General features: G+C 43.9%; 22 protein-coding genes. 6 read left to right on the top strand and 16 right to left on the bottom strand.

What is annotated here, in order from left to right; genetic code table 11:
- Nucleotides 1-75: 75 nt before the first annotated feature.
- Nucleotides 76-510, top strand: coding sequence for a DUF1694 domain-containing protein (locus tag ACH0BF_RS05425; protein ID WP_340853404.1), 435 nt, complete (start codon nucleotides 76-78; stop codon nucleotides 508-510).
- A 20-nt stretch (nucleotides 511-530) separates the two neighbouring features.
- On the opposite strand, the gene ACH0BF_RS05420 is transcribed toward ACH0BF_RS05425, so the two are convergent.
- Complete coding sequence (locus tag ACH0BF_RS05420) at nucleotides 531-1,781, bottom strand: DNA polymerase IV (protein ID WP_340853403.1); 1,251 nt, start codon at nucleotides 1,779-1,781, stop codon at nucleotides 531-533.
- A gap of 558 nt (nucleotides 1,782-2,339) precedes the next feature.
- Here ACH0BF_RS05420 and ACH0BF_RS05415 point away from each other — a divergent pair.
- Nucleotides 2,340-3,665: an aminotransferase family protein gene (locus ACH0BF_RS05415; RefSeq protein WP_340853402.1), complete on the top strand. Its 1,326-nt coding sequence runs from the start codon at nucleotides 2,340-2,342 to the stop codon at nucleotides 3,663-3,665.
- A 46-nt stretch (nucleotides 3,666-3,711) separates the two neighbouring features.
- Here the strand turns inward: ACH0BF_RS05415 and ACH0BF_RS05410 are convergent, their stop codons facing one another.
- The 4 genes from ACH0BF_RS05410 to mce all read right to left on the bottom strand — a co-directional run bounded on the left by ACH0BF_RS05410 (nucleotide 3,712) and on the right by mce (nucleotide 7,644).
- Nucleotides 3,712-4,191 (bottom strand): chemotaxis protein CheW, encoded by a 480-nt coding sequence (locus tag ACH0BF_RS05410; RefSeq protein ID WP_120032787.1) that lies wholly within the window; start codon nucleotides 4,189-4,191, stop codon nucleotides 3,712-3,714.
- A 231-nt stretch (nucleotides 4,192-4,422) separates the two neighbouring features.
- The gene (locus ACH0BF_RS05405) at nucleotides 4,423-5,547 is read right to left on the bottom strand and encodes a M20/M25/M40 family metallo-hydrolase (RefSeq protein ID WP_340853399.1); all 1,125 of its coding nucleotides are present in this window, start codon (nucleotides 5,545-5,547) and stop codon (nucleotides 4,423-4,425) included.
- A gap of 118 nt (nucleotides 5,548-5,665) precedes the next feature.
- Nucleotides 5,666-7,222, bottom strand: coding sequence for an acyl-CoA carboxylase subunit beta (locus ACH0BF_RS05400; RefSeq protein WP_406909000.1), 1,557 nt, complete (start codon nucleotides 7,220-7,222; stop codon nucleotides 5,666-5,668).
- Nucleotides 7,219-7,644, bottom strand: coding sequence for a methylmalonyl-CoA epimerase (gene mce, locus ACH0BF_RS05395; protein WP_340853395.1), 426 nt, complete (start codon nucleotides 7,642-7,644; stop codon nucleotides 7,219-7,221). The genes ACH0BF_RS05400 and mce overlap by 4 nt, the downstream gene beginning before the upstream one ends.
- Nucleotides 7,645-7,826: 182 nt before the next feature.
- Here mce and prli42 point away from each other — a divergent pair, with 182 nt between their 5' ends.
- Nucleotides 7,827-7,922 (top strand): stressosome-associated protein Prli42, encoded by a 96-nt coding sequence (gene prli42, locus ACH0BF_RS05390; protein ID WP_182916976.1) that lies wholly within the window; start codon nucleotides 7,827-7,829, stop codon nucleotides 7,920-7,922.
- Nucleotides 7,923-7,940: 18 nt separating this feature from the next.
- Here prli42 and ACH0BF_RS05385 read toward each other — a convergent pair whose 3' ends face one another.
- The 5 genes from ACH0BF_RS05385 to ACH0BF_RS05365 all read right to left on the bottom strand — a co-directional run bounded on the left by ACH0BF_RS05385 (nucleotide 7,941) and on the right by ACH0BF_RS05365 (nucleotide 14,870).
- Nucleotides 7,941-8,939 (bottom strand): aromatic acid exporter family protein, encoded by a 999-nt coding sequence (locus ACH0BF_RS05385; protein ID WP_120032799.1) that lies wholly within the window; start codon nucleotides 8,937-8,939, stop codon nucleotides 7,941-7,943.
- Between the two features lie 80 nt (nucleotides 8,940-9,019).
- Nucleotides 9,020-9,457 carry a BrxA/BrxB family bacilliredoxin gene (locus ACH0BF_RS05380; RefSeq protein WP_120032802.1) on the bottom strand — a complete coding sequence of 146 codons (438 nt, stop codon included), beginning with the start codon at nucleotides 9,455-9,457 and terminating at the stop codon, nucleotides 9,020-9,022.
- 202 nt (nucleotides 9,458-9,659) lie between these two features.
- Complete coding sequence (meaB, locus tag ACH0BF_RS05375; protein ID WP_340853394.1) at nucleotides 9,660-10,766, bottom strand: methylmalonyl Co-A mutase-associated GTPase MeaB; 1,107 nt, start codon at nucleotides 10,764-10,766, stop codon at nucleotides 9,660-9,662.
- Entirely contained in the window at nucleotides 10,766-12,958 is a 2,193-nt protein-coding gene (gene scpA, locus ACH0BF_RS05370) for a methylmalonyl-CoA mutase (protein WP_406908997.1), read from the bottom strand. Before scpA ends, meaB begins: the two co-directional genes overlap by 1 nt.
- Nucleotides 12,951-14,870 carry a methylmalonyl-CoA mutase family protein gene (locus ACH0BF_RS05365; protein WP_340853392.1) on the bottom strand — a complete coding sequence of 640 codons (1,920 nt, stop codon included), beginning with the start codon at nucleotides 14,868-14,870 and terminating at the stop codon, nucleotides 12,951-12,953. Before ACH0BF_RS05365 ends, scpA begins: the two co-directional genes overlap by 8 nt.
- A gap of 219 nt (nucleotides 14,871-15,089) precedes the next feature.
- Between ACH0BF_RS05365 and ACH0BF_RS05360 the strand changes: the two genes are divergently transcribed.
- From ACH0BF_RS05360 to ACH0BF_RS05350, 3 genes are all read left to right on the top strand, one after another.
- Entirely contained in the window at nucleotides 15,090-15,950 is an 861-nt protein-coding gene (locus ACH0BF_RS05360) for a DUF1002 domain-containing protein (protein WP_120032815.1), read from the top strand.
- Between the two features lie 111 nt (nucleotides 15,951-16,061).
- On the top strand, nucleotides 16,062-16,967 hold the full coding sequence (locus tag ACH0BF_RS05355) for a helix-turn-helix domain-containing protein (RefSeq protein WP_340853389.1): 906 nt from the start codon (nucleotides 16,062-16,064) through the stop codon (nucleotides 16,965-16,967).
- Complete coding sequence (locus ACH0BF_RS05350; protein WP_340853388.1) at nucleotides 16,964-17,179, top strand: hypothetical protein; 216 nt, start codon at nucleotides 16,964-16,966, stop codon at nucleotides 17,177-17,179. The genes ACH0BF_RS05355 and ACH0BF_RS05350 overlap by 4 nt, the downstream gene beginning before the upstream one ends.
- A gap of 38 nt (nucleotides 17,180-17,217) precedes the next feature.
- Here ACH0BF_RS05350 and ACH0BF_RS05345 read toward each other — a convergent pair whose 3' ends face one another.
- The 6 genes from ACH0BF_RS05345 to bcd are packed head-to-tail and all read right to left on the bottom strand — an operon-like array spanning nucleotide 17,218 to nucleotide 23,535.
- Complete coding sequence (locus tag ACH0BF_RS05345) at nucleotides 17,218-18,480, bottom strand: dihydrolipoamide acetyltransferase family protein (RefSeq protein ID WP_340853386.1); 1,263 nt, start codon at nucleotides 18,478-18,480, stop codon at nucleotides 17,218-17,220.
- 28 nt (nucleotides 18,481-18,508) lie between these two features.
- Nucleotides 18,509-19,492: an alpha-ketoacid dehydrogenase subunit beta gene (locus tag ACH0BF_RS05340; protein ID WP_120032828.1), complete on the bottom strand. Its 984-nt coding sequence runs from the start codon at nucleotides 19,490-19,492 to the stop codon at nucleotides 18,509-18,511.
- 12 nt (nucleotides 19,493-19,504) lie between these two features.
- Nucleotides 19,505-20,503 (bottom strand): thiamine pyrophosphate-dependent dehydrogenase E1 component subunit alpha, encoded by a 999-nt coding sequence (locus tag ACH0BF_RS05335; protein ID WP_120032831.1) that lies wholly within the window; start codon nucleotides 20,501-20,503, stop codon nucleotides 19,505-19,507.
- A gap of 27 nt (nucleotides 20,504-20,530) precedes the next feature.
- Nucleotides 20,531-21,955: a dihydrolipoyl dehydrogenase gene (lpdA, locus tag ACH0BF_RS05330; protein WP_120032834.1), complete on the bottom strand. Its 1,425-nt coding sequence runs from the start codon at nucleotides 21,953-21,955 to the stop codon at nucleotides 20,531-20,533.
- A 38-nt stretch (nucleotides 21,956-21,993) separates the two neighbouring features.
- Nucleotides 21,994-22,413, bottom strand: a complete 420-nt coding sequence (locus ACH0BF_RS05325; protein ID WP_340853379.1) for a hypothetical protein — start codon at nucleotides 22,411-22,413, stop codon at nucleotides 21,994-21,996.
- A gap of 21 nt (nucleotides 22,414-22,434) precedes the next feature.
- On the bottom strand, nucleotides 22,435-23,535 hold the full coding sequence (gene bcd, locus ACH0BF_RS05320; protein WP_340853375.1) for a branched-chain amino acid dehydrogenase: 1,101 nt from the start codon (nucleotides 23,533-23,535) through the stop codon (nucleotides 22,435-22,437).
- Nucleotides 23,536-23,684: the final 149 nt, after the last annotated feature.

The following is a 23,684-nucleotide window of genomic DNA, read 5'->3' as shown; positions in this document are numbered from 1 at the left end:
AAAAAAATACGTTAATCTGCAACAGTTAAGGGTATACAAAGTAAAATGCTGTCTACACAGAGGGAGGTTGGGCTTTTGAAAAGATTAAAATCAGCTTTCAAAACATCCGCTACTACCTTGTCTGATGGAGCAAAAGAATACCTGGGAACAGAAAGAGAGCGGATTGAGGGTGCACTCACAGCCAAACAAATCTATAAAAAGCAGGGACGAGAAGAAGTAGAGAAATGGGTCTCGATTATTCGTGAAGGAGAAATGCGCTTAAACAGCGATCTTGATTACATGTACTTAATCCCTTACATTCAATTGGCTATTCAATACAAGATTCCCTATATAGTAGTAGAAAGTGACGAACTGGAAACAAACATCGGCCTTATTATTGCTCATGCTTGCGCAGTTGACAAAGACAGCATTTGGCTAAAGGATGAAAAAAAAATCGGAAGGAACAGCCCCTCTATTACACTTAAACGGCAAATTAAACAGTTTTTCGCCATTGAGGGTGAACACTCCTAAGCAATAGCTGCCTATCCCTTTCACTCGCCCTCTAACTTACTATCTTTCTGCTTAAGGCCGGATACGGCTTTGCTGCCATCCGGCCTCTTTTTGCTTGCCCGCTGGATAATTCCTTCTCCATATTTATTTCCTAGCATTTCCATTGTCTCTGCTAATAACTCTTCTTTAGCCGCCTGCTCATATGAAAATAAATCAAGCTGTATATCTGCCTGTCTTTTCTCCACCAAATCGGACAGTGTGATACCGAGCAGGCGGACGCCGTTTCCGTTCCAATGCTTTAAAAATAAATGTTTGGCTTCCCGTAAAATATCCTCCGGGCTCTCCGTCGGTCTAGGTAGCTTTTTACTTCGGGTGATAGTCTTCCAGTCTTTATAGCGAATCATTACACTAATTGCCCCCCCTAGCACTTCCTTTCTTTGCAGGCGGACAGCTACTCTTTCAGAGAGCTGGTGGAGCACATTGAGAAGCTCCTGCTGTTTTGTCTCATCTTTTGGCAGTGTAATTGATTGCCCGACGCTTTTAAAGTCATTGGCAGCATCGGGATCCACTTTGCGTCTATCGATCCCATTGGCCCGCTCTCTTAAACGGATTCCTCTAATGCCAAGTTGGCTCTTCAACAACTGGTCGTTCCCCTTAGCTAGATCTCCAATCGTTAAAATTCCGTCAGCAGCTAGCTTATCTGCTGTTTTTTGCCCGACCCCATGCATTTCTATGACAGGAAGAGGCCATAAAATTGATGGCACCTCTCTTTTTCTTAATACAGTAATGCCAAGCGGCTTCTTCATGTTTGAAGCCATTTTAGCCAAAAACTTATTCGGAGCAATGCCGATACTGCATGGTAATAGTAAATGCTCAAGAATTTGCTGCTGAATTTCCTGAGCAATATCAAGCGGACTCCCAAGTGAATAGCTATTGGTTATATCTAAATATCCTTCATCAATAGATACAGGTTCTACGAGTGGGGTGTATCGGGAAAAAACACGGAAAATTTCCCGAGACGCCTCCCGATACCTTTCAAAATTCGGGGGGAGGATAATTAAATTTGGACATAACCGCTTTGCCTCCCGAACAGTCATCGTTGTTTTTACCCCGTATTGTCTCGCTTCATAGCTGCAGGTGACAATAATGCCCTTCCGCTCTTTTGGGTTTCCGGCAATCGCCAGCGGCTTGCCTCGCAGAGAGGGATCATCGGCGATTTCTACCGAAGCATAGAAACTATTCATATCAATATGAAAGATTACACGACCATTTTTCGGATAAAACTCTTCCAATCTCTCCACTTCCCGCTGTGATTTTAAATAAATATTCCCTCTTATTATACAACGAAAAAGATAAAAGAACATGCATTCTCCTAAAAGTGCTAGTCCTCCTCTTCGTTAGAATATTCGCGGCAACTAAATAAGAAGGAAAAACCGTTTACAAACTTTTTTTAATATTATAAACTGTGATTAAATGAGCTTCCTCTTTTCACTATTTTTGTAAACCTGAAAAACCTATCCAATTTATATGAATAAGAACTGTTTAGTCTGCTCACTTTTCCTTCCAGAATTGTTTCAGCAGTCAAATAGCCAGTCTGTACCAGCCTGCCTATTCATCAGGTTGAATACTGCTGGCTTTTATTGTACTAAAAAACAACAAGTCAACATTGAGCACTGGTTAGTCATTCTTGGATAGGTGACTGTTTACAAATAACCAATCATAGTCAGGGTCTCATACGTCCCTGCTCACTTTTGGGCCATACTACCAAAAATGGATCATGGTTTTTCCCTTCTGATTAACCAACTGTTCTCCAGTAAAATCAGAACTATCAAATAATGGGGTGAACAAAAATGGCAGTACATGAAACATTAACGAATGAATTAGCATCACTTGATAAGAAACACTTTATCCATCCTACTTCTTCGATTAAAGAGCAGCAGGAAAATGGGCCAGCTATTATTTTTAAAGAAGGAAAAGGCGTTTATTTAACGGATATTAACGGAAAAAAGTACCTGGAAGGCATGGCATCCCTTTGGAATGTCAATGTTGGTTATGGGCGGACAGAGCTTGCTGAAGTGGCGAAAGAGCAATTAGAAACTCTTCCCTTCGCTTCAAGTTTTGCTACTTTCAGTAATGAACCGGCTATCCGCCTGGCAACTAAGGTAGCAGAAATGGCGCCAGGAGATTTAAATGCTGTCTTTTTCACTTCCGGAGGGTCTGAATCGAATGATACATCATACAAGCTCGTTCGCCATTATTGGAAAATAAAAGGTCAGCCCAACAAAACAAAAATCATTTCCCGTCAACGTGCTTATCACGGAGTGGCAGTCGGTTCTACAAGCGCTACTGGCATCCAAGACTTTCACCACATGACTACTTCTCTTGCTGCGGGATTCGTTCACACTGAATCTTTTTCACCGGAAGCGCTGAGAAAGACAATTGAAGCAGAGGGAGCCGACACAATTGCTGCGTTTATTGCAGAGCCTGTTCAAGGAGCGGGAGGAGTAAATATTCCACCGGACGGTTATTTCCAAGAGATTCGCAAAATTTGTGACGAATATAATATTTTACTCATTGCCGATGAAGTTATTACTGGATTCGGCCGAACAGGAAAAATGTTTGCCTGCGAGCATTGGGACATTGTACCGGATGTTATGCTGCTTGCCAAAGGGATTTCCAGCGGCTACATTCCACTCGGTGCTGTCGTTGTTCGTGACCATATTCATCAAGACTTTATTAACCTATCCGAAGGCACTCTCCTGCATGGCTTTACGTATAGCGGTCATCCAACAGCGTGCGCGGTCGGTTTGAAAAACATTGACATTCTTGAAAGAGAAAACCTCGTGCAAAACTCAAAAGAAATGGGAGCGCTGCTTCACGAAAAATTAAAAAGGCTCCAAATAGAAACAGACATCGTTGGAGAAGTTCGTTTCCTCGGTTTGATTGGCGCCCTGGAAATCGTCAAAGACCAACAAACAAACGAACGCTTCCCGAAAAAACTTGCTCCGCAAATTATTACAGAAGCAAGAAAGCGTGGACTCATCTTACGCACAGTCACTTTTGGAGAATCAGATACAATCGTCTTCGCTCCGCCGCTCGTCATTAACGAGAAAGAAATAAATGAACTTGTCGATATTTTAAAGGATGCTATTTTAGAAGTTCAACAAGCTAATTAAGTAAAAAAGCACAGAACTATAAATAGGTTCTGTGCTTTTTTATGGCTCAGGCAGACGGTACTTTATGATTTTTCATGTACTCTTGTATCTCCTTAATCCCTTCGAGCGAAGAAACTAATATGTCCGGATCAACAATTGTTACCATGCGCTCCGAAAAAGCTGCGATTCCTGTGAAATATTTCGTCTTTTCATAAGAAGCGATTCCCAGCTGCTTTAAAGACTCTGCGGGAACATCAATAATTTCTTTTGCTTCTTTTACTAGAAAGCCCACAGACAAAGCCTCTGTTTGAACGACGAGCAGCCGTGCGTCCTCTGATTCAGCGAGAGGTCGATCGTAAAGGACCGATTCAAAGTCAATGACCGGGATTAACTCTTCCCTCGCTTTAGTGATCCCTCTCATATAAAAAGGCATATGAGGAATAGGATTAATGAATTCTACTTTTTCTATAGAAACTACTGACTGTACCGGAACCGCATATTCTTCCTGACCGCTCTCGAAAATAACCGCTTTATTTATTAATTGCACGAAAACGCCTCCTCTGGCTTTTTCTTCTAATGTACCATAAGGAGAAGGGAATAGGCAAAAAGACCAGTATAAAAATCATTATCAGATTTCTTTATTGTTCGCTATTCCTGCTGCCTGCGCGCGTTACAATCGTCTTCACGTACTTTCCGTTAACTAGTGCTTTTTAAGAGTTGCATGTTTATATTTTTAAACCGGCCTTCTGAAAGAGAAGGCCGGCTGCTCTGCAATCTTTTATTCTTCCTCAGCAGTAATTGCTACGATTGCTGTTGCCATTTCAGCGAGCTTGACAAGTTCTTCAATAGGCATTCTTTCATTTTTCGTATGAATTTCCTCATAGCCGACAGCCAGGTTTACTGTCGGAATACCAAAGCCCGCAATCACGTTGGCATCACTGCCTCCGCCGCTCGTTAACAATTTACTTGGACGGCCGATACGCTCAGCCGCTTTCTTAGCCACTTCAACAACATGGTCTCCATCGCCAAACTTAAATCCCGGATACATAACTTCTACATGCACGTCTGCCCGACCGTTCATTTCTCCCGCTGTTTGTTCAAACGCTTCCTTCATTTTGCTTACTTGTGCCTCCATCTTCTCCGGAACAAGTGAGCGTGCTTCTGCTAAAATAGAAGCATAGTCACAAACAATATTCGTTGCTTGACCTCCTTCAAAGCGGCCAATATTAGCAGTCGTTTCCTTATCAATCCGGCCGAGCGGCATTTTTGCAATCGCTTTTGCGGCAATCGTAATGGCAGATACCCCTTTCTCAGGTGCAACGCCAGCATGAGCTGTTTTCCCAAAAATCTCTGCCTTGATTTTCGCCTGTGTCGGAGCGGCTACAATAATGTTGCCTACTGTGCCGTCACTATCCAATGCATAGCCAAATTTCGCTTTCACAAGAGAAGAATCCATCGCTTTTGCCCCAACAAGGCCAGACTCTTCTCCTGCTGTAATAATAAATTGGATCATGCCGTGTCTGTAATTTTGTTCTTTTAACACTTTAATCATTTCAAGCATTGCAGCAAGTCCTGCTTTATCGTCTGCGCCAAGAATGGTTGTTCCATCTGTCACGACATATCCATTTTCAATGCGTGGCTTTACGCCGACTCCCGGAACGACCGTATCCATGTGGGATGTAAAATAAATTGGGTCTATTCCGTCCTTCGTAGCTTCAAGCGTGCAAATTAAATTGCCGGCCCCATGCCCAGTTTTAGCAGCGGAATCATCTTCATACACATGTACACCGAGTGCTTCAAACTTGCTTGTCAGCACTTTAGAAATGGCGGCTTCATTTTTCGTTTCTGAATCAATTTGAACTAGTTCAAGAAATTCATTCACTAACCGTTCTTTATTAATCATCTTATGTACCTCCCTGCTTCTTTCCATTTTCAGTATACTCCTTCCACTGGACAATTCCAAACCTTTCACATAGAAAAATCCCCGCCCGGTACATAAAGTTTCCGGACGGGGAAAAATGTTAAAGCGGAATGTTGCCGTGCTTTTTCTTCGGACGCTCCTCTTTTTTCGTTCTCATCATTTCAAGCGCTTGAATTAGCTTTATTCTTGTTTCACGTGGATCAATCACATCATCAACCATTCCGTGTGAAGCAGCGACGTATGGATTAGCAAATTTTTCCCGGTATTCTTCAATTTTTTTCGCTCGTGTTTCTTCCGGATTTTCACTGTTTGCAATCTCTTTTGCAAAGATGATATTTGCTGCCCCCTGTGGCCCCATGACGGCGATTTCTGCATTAGGCCAAGAGAACACAAGATCCGCACCTATAGACTTACTATTAAGAGCAACGTATGCCCCACCATAGGCTTTGCGTAAAATTACCGTGATTTTTGGCACAGTTGCTTCTGAATACGCATATAAAATCTTTGCCCCATGGCGAATAATGCCGCCGTGTTCCTGTTTTACCCCCGGGAAAAAGCCGGATACATCTTCAAACGTAATGAGCGGAATATTAAAGGAATCACAAAAACGGATAAACCGTGCCGCTTTGTCGGATGAATCAATATCCAGCCCTCCAGCCATAAATTTTGGCTGATTACAGACGAGGCCAACCGTTTCTCCTTTGATGCGGGCAAAACCAACGACAATGTTTTTTGCAAACTCTTTTTGCACTTCCATGAATGAGCTTTCGTCTACTACCTGTTCAATGACCTTTCTAACATCGTAAGGACGAAGCCCATCAAAAGGCACGATATCTGTTATATCTTCACGGTAATCATCCTCCGGGCAGGATTCAGCCATCGGGGGTTTTTCTTCGTTATTTTGCGGCAAATAAGTCAACAAGTTGCGAACCATCTCTAATACTTCTTCCTCAGAACTGCCGCGGAAATGGGCGTTTCCACTGATCGCATTATGTACCTTTGAGCCGCCAAGATCTTCGGAAGAAATTTTTTCTCCCGTGACGGTTTCAATAACCTTAGGCCCGGTAATAAACATCTGGCTCGTTTCGTCAACCATGAAAACAAAGTCGGTAATAGCTGGTGAATACACAGCTCCTCCTGCGCATGGCCCCATAATGACAGAAATTTGCGGAATGACGCCAGAGTAGATTGCGTTCCGATAGAAGATATGTCCGTAACCGTCCAGTGAAACGACGCCTTCTTGAATACGCGCTCCTCCCGAGTCATTCAATCCGATAAAAGGGGCTCCGTTTTTCGCTGCCAAGTCCATCACATTGGCTATCTTTTTAGCGTGCATTTCTCCAAGCGCACCGCCAAAAACGGTGAAATCCTGGGAGAATAAATAAACAGGGCGGCCATTTACTTTCCCATAGCCCGTCACTACTCCGTCGCCCGGCCCTTTCACGCCTTCTAATCCAAAATATGTACTGCGATGCTCAATAAACGGATTAATCTCAACGAATGAGTCAGGATCAACAAGCAAATCAATCCGCTCGCGAGCTGTCAGCTTGCCTTTTTCGTGCTGCTTTTCAATTCGTTCATCACCGCCGCCCAGCTCTACCTCCCGGCGTCTGTCATACAGCTCATTAATGCTCGTGAAAATATCTGGCGTTGTCATAATAATTTTCTTTCTCCTTCCGTCTTGCTCTTGTCGCAAAGCTCAAACAACACACCATGTGCCGATTTAGGATGCATGAAGGCCACTTCCGCTCCGCCAGCCCCTGGCTTTGGTGTTTCATTGATCATATGAATGCCGTTTTCTTTTATCTCCTGAATGCGCTTTTCAATATTCTCCACTTTAAAGGCCACATGATGGATGCCTTGGCCCCGCTTTTCAATAAATTTCGCCACAGCACTTTCACTGCTCATCGGTTCAAGCAATTCAAACTTCACATTTCCGGCATCTATAAAAGCGACTCTTACTTGCTCCGAAAGTACTTCCTCTGTTTTAATTAAGGTAAGTCCAAGCTGCTCGGTATAAAAACGCAACGTCTCTTCCAGCGAGCTAACTGCAATACCGATATGATCCACTCGATTCATCGTAATGGCCCCCCTTTTTGAAAAGAACTGAAACATGTGTAGTCTTCGATAAGAATCCAAAAATCCCTTCTTTTTTAATGCTTTTATCCCGTTAATCTAACTTGAGATTTTACGAAAAAACCGCTATGATAGAAACAAATAAGAGTCCTGTTCGGAATACTAAAAGGAGCGTACAAGCTTTCATGAGAAATAAAATCGTTCAAAAAGTAGTCGTTTATATTATGCTGCTAGCCATGCTCGTTTCTACCCTGTTTTTCGGATTATCTATGTTCTTATAACATAGACAAGAAGCCGGCCTACTCTATCTGAGGGGCCGGCTTTCTTTTTTGCTCAGCGGCTGTTTCTTTTTTCAACCCTTTAAAGGAGCTCTTGATCAGCAAATACTCTTCCATCTCTTTAATGAACTGAAACAATGCCGCCCTTGCCTCAAATTCCTCCCGTGTGTCCGGCAAATCCATTTGATCAATTTCAGCTTTTAAATCGTATAATTTTTTTAAGTGAAGCAATGCGGTGTTGCCAGGATGAACGCGGGTACTTAAAGCATCCATAAAGTCAGCAAGCACAAGTGCCGCCTTCACTTGATGAGAAATTGAGGTCACAATGCCTAAAACCCGCTCAATGATGTTAAACTGCTTCTCTCTCATAACAAAATAGCTGTAAAAGATGGTATCATCCCTTAACAAATGGTTCTCTACATTTTTAAAAGCGAGCATTTTTCCTTCTTTGATCAGCTTCTCTGTTTTCACAATTTCGTTTCCATCCCACATATGATCTTTATTGCGCAGATACAAAGCTATTTCGTGAAAAATAGATGTAAAATTCCGTTCAATTTCCTCCTGAAGGCTATACAGTTTTCTCTCTACGCTTGGCATATAAAGATTCATAAGCAAAGCAACGCCAATTCCGATTGAAATAATACAAAACTCGTTAAAAATAAGCTGTTTCGTTACTTGCCCGGCAGAAAAAATATGCAAGATGATGACACAGCTTGTAACAATCCCTTCTTTGATTTTAAGGGCCACAAGCGTTGGAATGAAAAATAAGAGCAAAAGCCCCATTACAGGCGCATAATAGCCAATTCCCTCAAAAAAAACGGAAGAAAAAAGCATAGCCACTGCGCACGCAAAAAAACGGCTCTGCGCAGCCTGCAGTGATTTCTTTTTTGTATTTTGAATACATAAGATCGTAATAATTCCCGCTGACACAAAGTTTTCAAGTCCCACCCATTGGGAAATCATGATAGCTGCGGTTGTGCCGACAGCTGTTTTTGCCGTCCGATACCCTATTTTAAACATAATAGTCTCCTGTGCTGAAGAATCAGTTTGTAGTGAAAGAAAACCTTGCCATAACGATGACAAGGTTTCAATATATATATTTACACTTCTTCGCAATATTTGTCAAAAGCCTCTTGAAGCTTTTGGACAACAGACATTGGGTCATGTCCTTCAATTTCATGGCGTTCCACCATTGTGCATAATTTCCCGTCTTTCAAAAGAGCAAAAGATGGAGAGGACGGCGGGTAACCGACAAAGTAGCTACGTGCTTTGGCTGTGGCCTCTTTATCCTGTCCGGCAAAGACTGTCACAAGGTGATCCGGGCGCTTATCGCTATGAATCGAGTGAGCAGCAGCTGGACGGGCAATACCGCCGGCACAGCCGCAAACGGAATTAATCATTACAAGCGTTGTTCCCTTTTTAGCAAGTGCTTCTTCTACTTCTTCCGGTGTTTGAAGCTGTGTATATCCAGCAGCTGTGATTTCCTCACGCGCTTGACGAACCACATCATTCATTAAAAAATTAAAATCTATACTCATCTCATACCACTCCTTTATCCACTTTCGTGTACCCTTATGATAAGACAACGGCGCAATGTTTTCAAATAATCTAGTATTTTTTTTATAAATATGGTTTAAAAACGCCGAACAGGGGAAGATAAATAAGGCAACTAGATCCGTACCCCTAAACTCCCTGATTTAAGGCTGATGCTCTCTGAGCATCAGCCATTTTTTGTTTTGTCTACTCCTCCTGCCGGTAAACGTTGGAAAACAAGTCGGTGACTGCTTGAGCTGGCGTTATTTCGCCTGTCATTGTTTTACCTTCCATTTCCGCCAAATTGCCAATAACATATGGATGCTGATAAAAAGTCGCTTTCAGCTGTTCTACAATAAGAGCATGTAACCATTCTTTCGTTTGCAGCTGGCGTCGTTCATCGAACGTGCCGGCTGCTTTCATTTTTTTCTCAAATTCCTGGATCACGTCCCATAATTCAGGGATGCCCTTTCGTTCAATCGAAGAGCAGGTGAATGCTTGTGATGCCCACCCTTTTGTTGCCGGCTGAAGCATATGAAGAATCTGATTAAATTCTCGTTTTGTTTTTTCAGCGAGCTGTTTATTATGACCGTCTGCCTTGTTAACGACAATAGCATCCGCTAACTCCATGATCCCTTTTTTCATTCCTTGCAGCTCATCCCCTGCGCCTGTCAAGACAATAAGCAGGAAAAAATCAACCATGCTGCGGACGATAAATTCACTTTGGCCGACACCGACCGTTTCAATCAAAATAACCTCAAAGCCGGCTGCTTCACAAAGAAGCATGGTTTCCCTCGTTTTCCGGTGCACCCCTCCAAGCGTACCGCCGGAAGGAGATGGGCGGATAAATGCATTTGGATGCCTAGCCAGCGACTCCATCCGCGTCTTGTCTCCAAGAATGCTTCCTCCCGAGATAGAGGAACTGGGATCAATTGCCAGCACAGCTGTTCTATATCCTCTCTCACAAAGCATATGACCAAATGCTTCGATGAATGTGCTTTTTCCAGCTCCAGGCACGCCGGTAATACCAATGCGAATGGATCTTCCCGTATGAGGAAGAAGCTGCTGTAACAGCTCCTGTCCATATGCATAATGGCTATTCGAATTGCTTTCGATAAAAGTAATGGCTTTGGCGAGGTCTTTTCTTTCCCCTGCAATCACTTTGGCGGCCAGCTCCTGTACATCTGGCAATTGCTCTGCTTTTTTTCGAAATCGTTTCTTTTGAGGAGAAGCGAAACCGTCATGGGAAGAGGTCACACCTTTTCTTACGTGAAGGGCCGACTCGTTGTCCGGTAAGTGCTCTTCTCTCAACATTATTCTTCCACTTCCTCGTAACCGAGCCTGCGATAAATCTCCTCGAGAATTTTTTGGGCAGAGACTGGAATAACCGTTCCGGGTCCGAAAATACCAGCTGCTCCGCTGGCCCGGAGAAACTCATAATCTTGGGCGGGAATAACACCGCCGATAAAAACAATAATCTCCTCTCTGCCCAATTTTTTCAATTCGCCAATTAAAGCTGGAAGCAAGGTTTTATGCCCCGCAGCCAATGAGCTGACACCGATGGCGTGCACATCGTTTTCTACCGCCTGCAAAGCCGTTTCCTCCGGCGTTTGGAACAATGGTCCGATATCAACATCAAATCCCAAATCAGCATAAGCAGTAGCGACGACCTTTGCCCCCCGGTCATGGCCATCCTGCCCCATTTTAGCGATCAGCAAGCGCGGTCGGCGTCCTTCCTGTTCATTAAATTCATCAGTCAGCCGCTTTACTTCAGCAATCTGTTCTTCATCGGAAAAGTGAGAGCTGTATACACCGCTTACTGATCGGATAATAGCCTGATGCCTTCCGCTTACCTGTTCAATGGCGTCAGAGATTTCTCCTAGTGTCGCCCGTACTCTCGCTGCCTCGACAGCTAGCGCAAGCAAATTCCCTTCTCCCGTTTCTGCAGCCCGGGTGAGCGCCCTTAGTGTTTCCTTTACTTTCTCTTCATTGCGGGTCGACTTCACTTGCTCTAAACGTTCAATTTGCTTCAGCCGTACCGCTGTATTGTCGATATCAAGAATATCAATTGGCTCTTCCTCGGCCAGTCTGTGTCGGTTGACTCCAATAATCACTTCTTTGCCCGAGTCAATTTGCGCCTGGCGTCTTGCAGCCGCTTCTTCGATTCGCATCTTAGGGAGCCCTGTTTCAATCGCCTTTGTCATTCCGCCAAGCTCTTCTACTTCCTCTATGTGCTGCCATGCCCTTTCCATCAATTCATGAGTGAGTGTCTCTACATAATAAGAGCCTGCCCATGGATCAATGACATTCGTAATGCCGGTCTCTTCTTGTAAATACAGCTGAGTATTACGGGCAATTCGGGCCGAGAAGTCAGTCGGCAAAGCAATCGCTTCATCCAATGCATTTGTATGCAGTGACTGAGTGTGTCCCATGGCAGCTGCATGAGCCTCAATAAGCGTTCGCGTCACATTGTTAAATGGGTCTTGCTCTGTGAGGCTCCAGCCTGAAGTTTGTGAATGGGTGCGCAAAGCCAGCGACTTCGTATTTTTTGGTGCAAACGGCTTCATTAACTGGGCCCACATCCGGCGGGCAGCCCGCATTTTAGCCACTTCCATAAAATAATTCATGCCGATTGCCCAGAAAAATGATAACCGCGGAGCAAAAGAGTCAATCTCAATGCCCGCCTGCAATCCTGTCCGCACATACTGCAACCCATCTGCAAGCGTATAGGCAAGTTCAATATCAGCCGGCGCTCCGGCTTCTTGCATATGATAGCCAGAAATACTAATGCTGTTGAATTTGGGCATATTCTCCGATGTGTACTTAAAAATATCCGCGATAATACGCATGGAAACTTCCGGCGGATAGATATACGTGTTTCTTACCATATACTCTTTTAAAATATCATTTTGAATGGTACCGGAAAGTTTTTCACAAGCTACACCTTGTTCTTCGGCAGCGACAATATAAAAAGCCATAATCGGCAGAACCGCTCCATTCATCGTCATAGATACCGACATTTGATCGAGCGGAATACCGTCGAATAAAACTTTCATATCCTCCACAGAATCAATGGCGACCCCCGCTTTTCCTACATCTCCGACGACCCTTGGATGGTTAGAATCATACCCTCTGTGAGTCGGCAAATCAAAAGCAACGGACAGCCCTTTTTGTCCCATGGCCAAATTGCGGCGGTAAAAAGCATTGCTTTCTTCCGCAGTGGAAAAGCCGGCATACTGGCGGATTGTCCACGGCCGATTTACATACATCGTCGGGTAGGGGCCGCGTGTATAGGGAGCGACGCCGGGAAAATCCTGTAAATGTTCCATCTTTTCAAGCGCCTCTTTTGTATAAAGCGGATGGAGATGGATTTGTTCATTCGTTTCAAATACCCATTCATCAAGGGACTGCTTTACTTCCTGCTCAAAAGCGGCCTTCCACTCTTGAAAAGAAAGGGATTCTTTCGTGCTCGTTGGGGTGAATCGCTGAAAATCAGGTTTACTCATATGCCGTCACTCCTTCCAAATGATCGAGCAGTTCTGTTACTTTTTCGATTAGATTCTGGCCGCTGTAAATTTGTCCGTCCAAGCCGGCCTTCTGCCATTCCGCTTTAGTCTCTTCAGGAAGCTTGCCCGCCACTTCAACTCCGACTGAAGAATTTATCTGTTTTACTGCGGCCACAAGCCGTGGGCCAAACGCGGTATAGGACTCATCTTTACCGCAAATGCAGTAATAAGATAAACCGCTTTCCTTAACGAACTGTACAGCTTCTTCAAGTGTCTCGCACTCTATGCTTCGCTGGACAGCAATGCCGCCCGCAGCTAGTATGCCCGTTACGAAATCAGCCCGCTGTTTAAAATCCTTCAGCTTCCCTAAGCAAATAAGCCCCGCCTGTGCTCCTATTCGTTCTGCTCTCTCTCTTAATCTCTCAAATGGTTCGGCGAGCCTTTGACTCTTAACTGGAATAACTTCATCACCACTGTCTTTTACATGCAATTCAGCAAGCGTTGTCTCTTCATCTATTTGGCTTCTTATATCCTGGAAGGAAGATACTGTATTTTCAGCTAAAAGCACAGCTAACTTTGGCTTTTCTATGATTTTTTGTTCATGGAGATCTGCATAAATGTTCGTTCCAATCATTGATTTTGTCCGTGTAGCAAGGTCTGCACTTCGCTTCTTAAAAATAGCAGCGAGCTCTTTTTGGATAGTACCGGCTTTCAACCCGGCAATAATCCCACCTGCCTCTTCAATAGTTACAAAATTTTCCCACGCTAATCGGCTGAGCTCTGCTGTCAGCACCTCTATATAATAAGAGCCTCCTGCAGGATCAATTACCTTTTCAAGGTGAGACTCATTTTTTAATATGAGTGGAATATTCTTCGCTATGCGCTCCCCAAGAGCAGATGGCATACCTCTGAGTTCATCAAAGGATCTAACCTGTAAATATTCCACTCCTCCGAGTACAGCTGAAAACGCTTCACTTCCCGTGCGCAGAATATTGACGTGACTGTCCAGTTTGGATAAGGTGAAAGCCGATGTTTCTGCCCCGATTGGGATTTTTATTCTGTCTTCCGTTATGCCGTACGCCTGGCAAAGGGCGGTCCAGCATTGACGAAAAGCCCGCAGCTTGGCTGTTTCCATAAAAAATTGTGAACCAATTGCGAAATGAAGAGACATGCTCTCAATTACTTCGGCCGGAGACCAGCCTTCTTTTTTCAGCCATTCAATGTAAAATACCGCTTCAGCAAGAGCAAGAGAAATTTCCTGAAAAGCATTTGCCCCCGCTTCATGATAAGGAGTGATGTCAATATGGATTGTTCTTAATTTAGGAAACGCTTTCTTTAATTCTGTTATGGCTTCTGCTTGTAGAGCGAGCAGTCGTTCATCCGGAACAAGTCCTTTTTGTGCATACAGAGAAATACTATCTGTTCCAGCTATGCCAGTTAGCTTATCAGGCTTTAACTTTAATAAGAAGGAAGCGATAGCAAGAAAGTGGTCTTTGGTGTTTATGTACAATGGATATTTCTCTAAAGGGAGGGCTGAAAATTCAGTGAACGTCATGGCAGGTATATCTTCTGCTGCAAACGCTATAGCATCTTGGCCTTCCTTAAGTGCAGCCATAAGCTTCTCCTTTAAAATGGCGCCATTATCTGCTTTAATAACATGGGCGTTTTTCCAAGGGACCTCTGCATAACCGCCTTTATAAAATCCTCTCGTATACGACGGAAAGCCTGGGTACTGCTCGACATCTAAAGTGGCAGTCTCTGCTCCGTATAAAGGCTTTAATAAAATTTGCTCATAAGTGGCCGCATGAAGAGCTGTAAATGGCTTTCCTTTCAAGGAAGCCTCTGCTGCTTTTTCCCACTCCTCCATCGTCACTTTTGGAAAACGCTGGGCTTTCATTTCTTGAATTTCCATGCAATCTCCTCTCCTTCGCCTCGCTCTAAATGTTATTTCTTAAAAATTCTAACTCTTTCTTTATCATTATTTTATCTAAACCAGCCATTTCCATCAATGAGAAGCCATTAAAAAACATCCATCTCTTTTTCTTATGGCCCATCCGTGAAAATTTTTTGATAACATGCTATGCTATCCTTACCTTCTTATTCGAAGGAAACTGAAATAGGGGAGAAAAAAATGAGAAAAATCTTCGCATGGTTGGGAGTATTGTTTTTAAGCTTAACCACGATAGCGCATGCTGACAGTGCCGTCGGCGACGTAATCGTAACTCTCGGCGAAAATTTATCACCTGCTCAAAAAGAACAAATCTTAAAAGAAATGGACGTTCCAACTGACGTCACTACTGTCACCGTATCCAACGCAGAAGAGCATAAATATTTAGGTGAGTATATACCGAAAGCACAAATTGGTTCAAAAGCCCTTTCATCCAGTAAAATTACGATGAAGGAAAAAGGATACGGAATTAATGTCCAGACGAATAATATTTCCTGGGTATCTAAAGAAATGTATACGAATGCTTTGTCTACAGCAGGTGTAAAAGATGCAGACATTTATATTACCGCTCCGTTTGAGGTATCGGGTACCGCCGCACTCACCGGATTGATTAAAGCCTATGAAACGTCTACCGGTGAAAAAATTCCGGAAGAACAAAAACAAGTCGCCAATGAAGAAATGGTTACCACAGCGAAACTCGGCGATCAAATCGGTGAAAAGCAAGCGACTGAATTGATTCAGCGCATAAAAGAAGAAGTTGCAAAGGAAAACCCGCAAACGATTCAAGAAATTAAAGTCATTATTAACAATGTATCGAACGAGCTAAATATTCAGCTGACACAGGATCAAATCGACCAGCTTTCTGCTCTGTTTGATAAAATGAAAAATCTTGATATTAATTGGGATCAGGTTAACCAGCAAATTGACAAGGCAAAAGAAAAATGGAACGAATTCAAAAACTCTGATGAAGGCAAAGGCATCCTGCAGTCTATTATTGATTTCCTGCAAGGAATCGTTGACTGGATCGCTGGTTTATTCAAATAAGCTATGAAGCTACCGGAAAAATCACCGGTAGCTTTTTTTTGAAAAAATAGCAAGAAAAGTCAAGAACCAAATCTTCTCTTCATTTATGCTGTTTATAAAGGAGGCCAGCCAATGAATTATCAACCTGTTTTGCAAGAAACCATTCGTTTTATCGAGGCGCATTTAACCGACGAACTGACAGCCGCCAAGATAGCGGACTATGCCGGTTTTTCTTTGTATCATTTTCACCGGATCTTCCAAAAAGAAACCGGCATGACAATAGCGGAATATATACGGAGCAGAAGGCTGACCCAGGCAGCGGGTTTACTTCGTTATACAGACGAACCGATCATTAGCATTGCTCTGGATTTTCATTTTGGAACACAGGAATCTTTTACAAGAGCCTTCAAGAAAATGTTCCACATGCCCCCAGGGCAATACCGCAAATTGATAGGCTCAATCTTAATCAAAAATGGAGGCGGAAACATGGACAATCATAAAGAGGCAAAAGGATGGTTTTTAAGCGGCAGTCATCCATTCCATTATGAGATGGGAACAGATACGAAAGTTGTGCATCAAGGAAATTGTTCCGGTTATTTAAAATCGGTCACTGTTCAAAATGCAGACGAATTTGCTACGATTATGCAACAATTTAAAGCAGCTAAATTTCTTGGAAAACGAGTCAAGTTATCTGCTTACATTAAAACAGAAAAAGTTGACCAATTTGCCGGCATGTGGATGAGAGTAGACAACGCGGCAGGAGATGTGCTGCAATTCGATAATATGAACAACCGGCCAATTACCGGCAGTACAGAATGGAATCTGTATTCCATTGTCCTTGATGTAACAGAAGACAGTTCAGTTATTTCCTTCGGTGTATTATTATCCGGCATCGGACACGTATGGATGGACGGATTTACATTTACAGAGGTAAGTACATCTGTTCCAACGACAAATTTGGAAGTGACAGCTGAACTGCTCGATGAACCTGCTAACTTGTCTTTTGAAGAAGGATTAATGATGGAGCAGCAACCGTGATAGCTTTTGTTACTTATTTAAAAGCAGCTATTGTAAGCCTTCTCGTTGCAGCAGTGATTTTATTCGCGAATATGATCATCTCTTATAGTATGCACGCTTTATTTAATACCGGGAAACGTGAGTGGCTTTCCACTGGAACCGGAATCATTTTTCTGCTTATTTTCTTATCAAGCTTTCTGTATCAAATACAAAAACAGCAAAAAGGAAGCTGACCGTTGGCCTTGCGCCAGCGGTCAGCTTCCCTTGCTTTTTAATAAACGGAAGTATCCGCTGAAATGTTCTCCAAAATTTCTTTTACACGCTGTAAAAAGCGGCCACAGATTAGTCCATCAAGCACACGATGATCCAATGAAAGACAAAGATTCACCATGTCACGCACAGCAATCATGCCGCCCGGCATGACAACAGGACGCTTTACAATAGACTCTACCTGCAGGATAGCTGCTTGCGGATAATTGATAATTCCCATTGATTGCACGGAACCGAATGACCCTGTATTGTTTACTGTGAAGGTTCCCCCTTGCATATCTTCCGCCTTGAGTGTGCCGGAGCGAACCTTGCCGGCCAGCTCGTGAATTTCACGGGCAATGCCTTTAATTGTTTTCTCGTCAGCCTGCTTGATCACAGGGACAAATAGAGCATCGTCTGTGGCCACGGCAATGGAAAGATTAATCTCTTTCTTTTGGATAATTTCATCGCCCGCCCACATCGAGTTTACTTGTGGAAATTCTTTTAAAGCTTGAGCAACAGCTTTCACAAAGAAAGCAAAATAAGTTAAATTAAAGCCTTCCTTCTTCTTAAACTCTTCTTTTAAAGCGTCACGGCGGACAACAAGATTTGTTACATCTACTTCCATCATCGTCCACGCATGCGGCACTTCTTGCTTAGCACGGACCATATTCGCAGCAATTGCTTTTCTAACGCCGCTCACCGGCATGCTAATATCTCCCGGCATGGAGGAAACCAATGGCTTTGCCTGTGCTTGAGCTGTTGTTTTTTCTGGGGCATCTGCTTTTGGCTGTGGAGCCATTTGCTGCGGTGCTCTCACTTCACCGGATTCTATTATTTTCAATAAGTCTTTACGCGTAATCCGTCCGCCCTTTCCGGACCCATTCACTTGCGTTAAGTCAATATTATGCTCTTGGGAAAGTTTTAAAACAGCCGGTGAATACCGGGCTTTGTTCTCCGCCTTCGTTTCTGTCTCCTCTGCCGGCTTTGACTGGACAGCGTCAGAAGCCTCCTGTAGGGATGACTCCTTCTTCTCTCCTGTCCCTTCAATATCCATCAGGCAGATGACGGCTCCGACCTCGAGCGTTTCACCTTCAGCCGCTACAAGCTCTGTCACCGTGCCTGTAAAGGAAGAAGGCACTTCCGCATTTACTTTGTCTGTCATCACTTCAGCAATTGGGTCGTATTTGTTCACATGATCCCCCGGCTGGACAAGCCATTTGCTAATGGTACCTTCAGTGACGCTTTCCCCAAGCTGGGGCATCATTACTTGTTCTATTGCCACAAAAAAACCTCCTCTCTCTATGTTCGCCTTAAAACTCGGCCAATTCCCGCATAGCTTTTTCTACTTTGTCCGGGTTCATCATGAAAAACTTCTCCATAGTCGGTGCATAAGGCATTGCTGGCACATCAGGGCCTGCCAATCGTTTAACAGGAGCGTCGAGATCAAACAGGCAGTTCTCGGCAATAATGGCCGCTACCTCACTCATTATGCTACCTTCTTTATTGTCCTCCGTGATCAACAGAACTTTTCCTGTTTTCTTTGCTGCTTCACAAATTGCTTCTTTGTCAAGTGGATAAACGGTACGAAGATCAAGTATTTCTGCTTCGATTCCATCCTTTGCTAATTTCTCTGCCGCTTGCATAGCAAAGTGGACACACAGTCCATAAGTAATGACGGTAATGTCTTCTCCCTTACGTTTAGTATCCGCTTTACCGATCGGGAGTACATAGTCCTCTGTAGGCACTTCTCCTTTAATTAACCGGTAAGCCCGCTTGTGTTCAAAGAACAAGACAGGGTCTTCATCGCGGATAGCTGCTTTCAACAAGCCTTTTACGTCATAAGGAGTGGAAGGCATAACAATCTTTAAGCCTGGCTGATTGGCAAATACTGCTTCCACTGATTGAGAGTGATACAAGGCCCCATGCACTCCGCCGCCATATGGCGCCCGAATGACAATTGGACAGCTCCAGTCATTATTCGAGCGATAGCGAATGCGGGCTGCCTCTGAGATAATTTGATTCACAGCCGGCATAATGAAATCAGCAAACTGCATTTCAGCAATGGGCCGCATACCATACATCGCTGCGCCAATGCCTACTCCCGCAATCGCCGATTCTGCAAGCGGCGTATCCATTACACGATCTTCTCCGAACCGCTCATGCAAACCGGCTGTCGCCTTGAAGACACCGCCCTTTTTTCCGACGTCTTCCCCGAGAACAAATACTCTCGGATCCCGTTCCATTTCTTCGCGCATCGCCATTGTAACCGCATCTATATAAGAAATTACCGGCATCCTTTTCTCCCCCTATTGCTTCTCCGCATATACGTAAGTCAATGCATCTTCCGGATTTGCATACGGTGCATTTTCAGCATAATCGGTCGCTTCATTGACTTCTTTCATAATGCGATCATTAATTTCTTTTTCAATTTCATCATTCAGCACACCCGTCTCTCTCAGGTAATTGCCAAACGTGATGATTGGGTCATTTGATTTTGCTCTTTCCACTTCATCCGGTGAGCGGTAAGTACGGTCATCGTCGTCTGATGAATGGGCTGTTAAACGGTAGGAGACTGTCTCGATCAACGTTGGGCCTTCTCCGCGCCGCGCCCGATCTGCCGCTTCTTTTACATATTTATATACTTCTATCGGATCATTTCCATCGATGGTAAAACCAGGCATGCCGTATCCCTGCGCCCGATCAGCAACGTTTTCACATGCCAGTTGCTTCTCTACAGGCACTGAGATCGCATATTTATTATTTTCGCACATAAAAATAACTGGCAATTTATGCACACCGGCAAAGTTGGCTCCCTCGTGAAAATCCCCCTGGTTGGAGGAACCTTCTCCAAAAGTAACGAAAGCAACGATGTCCTCTTTTTCCATCTTCCCTCCCAGGGCGATTCCAACTGCATGAGGAACTTGGGTAGTAACCGGGGAAGACCCTGTTACAATTCGATTTTTCTTTTGGCCAAAATGCCCAGGCATTTGACGGCCGGCCGAATTAGGATCTTCTGCTTTTGCAAAACCAGAAAGCATCAGGTCCTTTGCTGTCATTCCAAAGGTTAGTACGACTCCCATATCTCTATAATACGGCAGCACATAATCCTTTTGTTTATCGAGGGCAAAAGCCGCTCCTACTTGTGCCGCTTCTTGACCTTGGCAGGAAATAACGAAAGGAATTTTTCCTGAACGGTTAAGAAGCCACATCCGCTCATCAATCCTGCGGGCAAGCAGCATTGTTTCATACATTTCCAGCACTGTTGTATCACTTAATCCTATCGCAGTGTGACGATTTTCAGCCATAGCTATTTCTCTCCCTTCTTTCTATCCTTATGAATGAATGGCCTTACCTTCCACAGCAAGAGCCGCTTCCCCGATCGCTTCACTAAGCGTTGGGTGCGGATGAATCGCATGACTCACTTCCCATGAAGCTGCATCAAGTACACGGGCGAGACCCGCTTCTGAAATCATATCTGTTACATGAGGGCCAATCATATGAACGCCAAGTAAGTCATCCGTCTCTTTATCTGCCACTATTTTAACAAAGCCATCGCTTTCTCCGTAGACGAGAGCTTTTCCGATTGCACGAAAAGAAAACTTGCCAGTTTTTAACTCATATCCTTGTTCCTTCGCTTCCTGTTCTGTCAAGCCGACGCTTGCTGCTTCGGGACTGGAATAAATACATTTAGGCACCATTGTATAATCAATCGGGTCTGCTTCTTCCCCAGCTAAATGGTTAACAGCCGTTATCCCTTCATGAGAAGCCACATGAGCAAGCTGCAAGCCGCCAATAACATCTCCAATGGCATAAATATGAGACTCCTTCGTCTGGTAAAATTCGTTGACGGCTATAGTCCCTTTCTCCACTTCAATCTCTGTATTTTCAAGGCCGATGCCCTCTGTGTTTGCTTGTCGGCCAATGGACACGAGCAGTTTCTCTGCTTTGTGAGTGCTCTGTCCTTCACTCGTTTCTGCTTGAATGGTCACAGAACTATTTTGTTTTTCCACTGTTTCTGCCAGCACTTTTGCACGAGTGATTATCTCTACTCCGCGCTTTTTGAGCAAGCGCTCCATTTCCTTGGAAATTTCCATATCTTCTGTTGGTAGAATTCGATCTGCATATTCAAGAACCGTTACTTTGACTCCAAAATCAACAAGCATAGAAGCCCACTCAATGCCGATTACGCCCCCTCCGACAATAATGACTGATGCTGGAAGGCTTTCAAGCGCTAATGCATCGTCAGAAGATAAAATGGTTTCCCCATCAAAAGGAAGATCCGGCAGAGAACGCGGACGGGAGCCTGTTGCAATGATAACATTTTTAGGAATAAGCATGGGATTGTCGGTTCCGTCATTCATTTCAACCGACACCGTTCCTGGCATCGGGGAGAAGATAGATGGACCTAAAATGCGACCAAACCCTTCATATATATCAATCTTATTTTTTTTCATTAATCCTTGCACACCGCTGTAAAGCGTATCTACAATGTCCTGCTTCCGCTTTTGTACCCTTGCAAAATTTAACGTTACGCTGCCTGTTGTTACTCCAAACTCTTCACTTTTTTTGGCAGTCTTAAATACCTCTGCACTTCTCAGCAGGGCTTTAGACGGTATGCACCCTTTATGAAGGCATGTCCCTCCGAGCTTGCTTTTTTCTACAATTGCTGTTTTTAAACCAAGCTGTGCCGCACGAATCGCAGCAACATATCCGCCCGTTCCTCCGCCAAGAATAACTAAATCATATTCTTCAGCCAAATCTTCTCCTCCTCTTTCTCTGGTCCATACCTAGTATATTAATCATCCCCCGTTAAGATGAAAAGGGTCTGCTCTGCCAAAGAGAGTAAATAGCGATCCCCTTGGTAAGTGGAATATTTGCATCTTGTTTGTGGGAGTTGACTGAAAACCACAAAATAAGCAGGGATGTTTAATTGGCCTGAGATATAACAGGCCATATTTACCCCATAGTCGACTTCTTTCTTCCCATCTTCCAGGGTTGTATCCAACGATCTCGGTACACAAACGACCTGAAGCTTTGAAAGGTTCATTCCTTCTCTATCAAGTGAAGCCAGCAAATGAAGGCACAGCTCCGCCGGCGTCTTCTTTTCATATGGAAAAGCTTGTTCAAATACGGCTATTTGATTATGAAACACGCCCGCTATCACTTCTTCTTTAGATACATACATAACGAGCATGCGGAATGCTTTTGCTTGCAAGAGCACCCCTCCGCTTCTCAATTAATGTTTCCGTCTTGATAAAATGTGATGGCCATTCAATAAGAATTGATTTCTTGCCTTGCCCATTTTCTGAATGCGCTCTTCAGCCATGCGATCCGCCGCCTGGTAGGTTGGAATGTGATCACGCTTGGAAATATTAACGGTTCTTTCAATGTTATGATAAATCTGCTCAACCTTTTTCATGGCGCGCTCCCGATTGTAACCATTCAGTTCATCCGCCACATTAATTACACCGCCGGCATTAATTACATAATCAGGAGCATAAATAATGCCACGTTCATGCAGTTCGTCACCGTCTTTGTTTTCTTTTAATTGATTATTGGCAGAGCCGGCGACCACTTTTACTTTCAATTGAGGAATAGTGGATGAATTAATTACTGCTCCAAGAGCACATGGAGCAAAAATATCGGCCTCGACCCCATAAATTTCATCAGTATTCACCGCTACAGCACCAAACTCATCGACAGCCCGCTTTACTGCCTCCTTATTAATATCCGTTACAATTAGCTTGGCTCCCGCCTCATGTAAATGCCGGCATAAATGATAAGCGACATTTCCTACTCCTTGCACCGAAACAGTGAGACCTTCGAGTGAGTCTGTGCCAAAAGCCTCTTTGGCTGCTGCTTGCATACCGACAAAGCAACCATAAGCGGTAACCGGCGAAGGATTGCCAGAGGAACCGAAAGCAGGAGAGATCCCCGTGACATAATCTGTCTCCTCATGGATGATATCCATATCTTCTACTGTTGTACCAACATCTTCAGCTGTAATGTACCGACCATTTAACCCTTGGATATACCGGCCGAACGCCCGGAACATTTCTTCATTTTTATCTTTGCGGGGATCACCAATAATCACCGCTTTCCCGCCGCCCAAATTTAAGCCTGCGGCTGCATTTTTATATGTCATGCCTCGTGCCAGACGAAGAGCATCTTCAATAGCTGCTTCTTCCGATGCATAGGTCCACATTCTTGTGCCGCCAAGCGCAGGTCCTAATGTTGTATCATGTATAGCGATAATTGCTTTTAACCCCGATACCTCATCTTGGCAAAATACGAGCTGTTCATAATCATATGTTTTCATATATTTAAAAATTTCCATTGTTCATCCTCCTTATTCTAAGTCGTTAACATTCTCTGTCTGGCCTTAATAATGCAATTCTTATGCCACTAACACCTTTATGAAAACGCTTTATTTTCCAATTCGTTCTCTGCAGTTGCTTGCATACCGTGCAATTTTTTGCAGGCAAT

Source organism: Pseudobacillus sp. 179-B 2D1 NHS (genome assembly GCF_045370945.1).
GTDB lineage: Bacteria > Bacillota > Bacilli > Bacillales > Domibacillaceae > Pseudobacillus.
The sequence above is the reverse complement of the archived record's forward strand: the minus strand, read 5'-3'. Positions and strand labels throughout refer to the sequence as shown.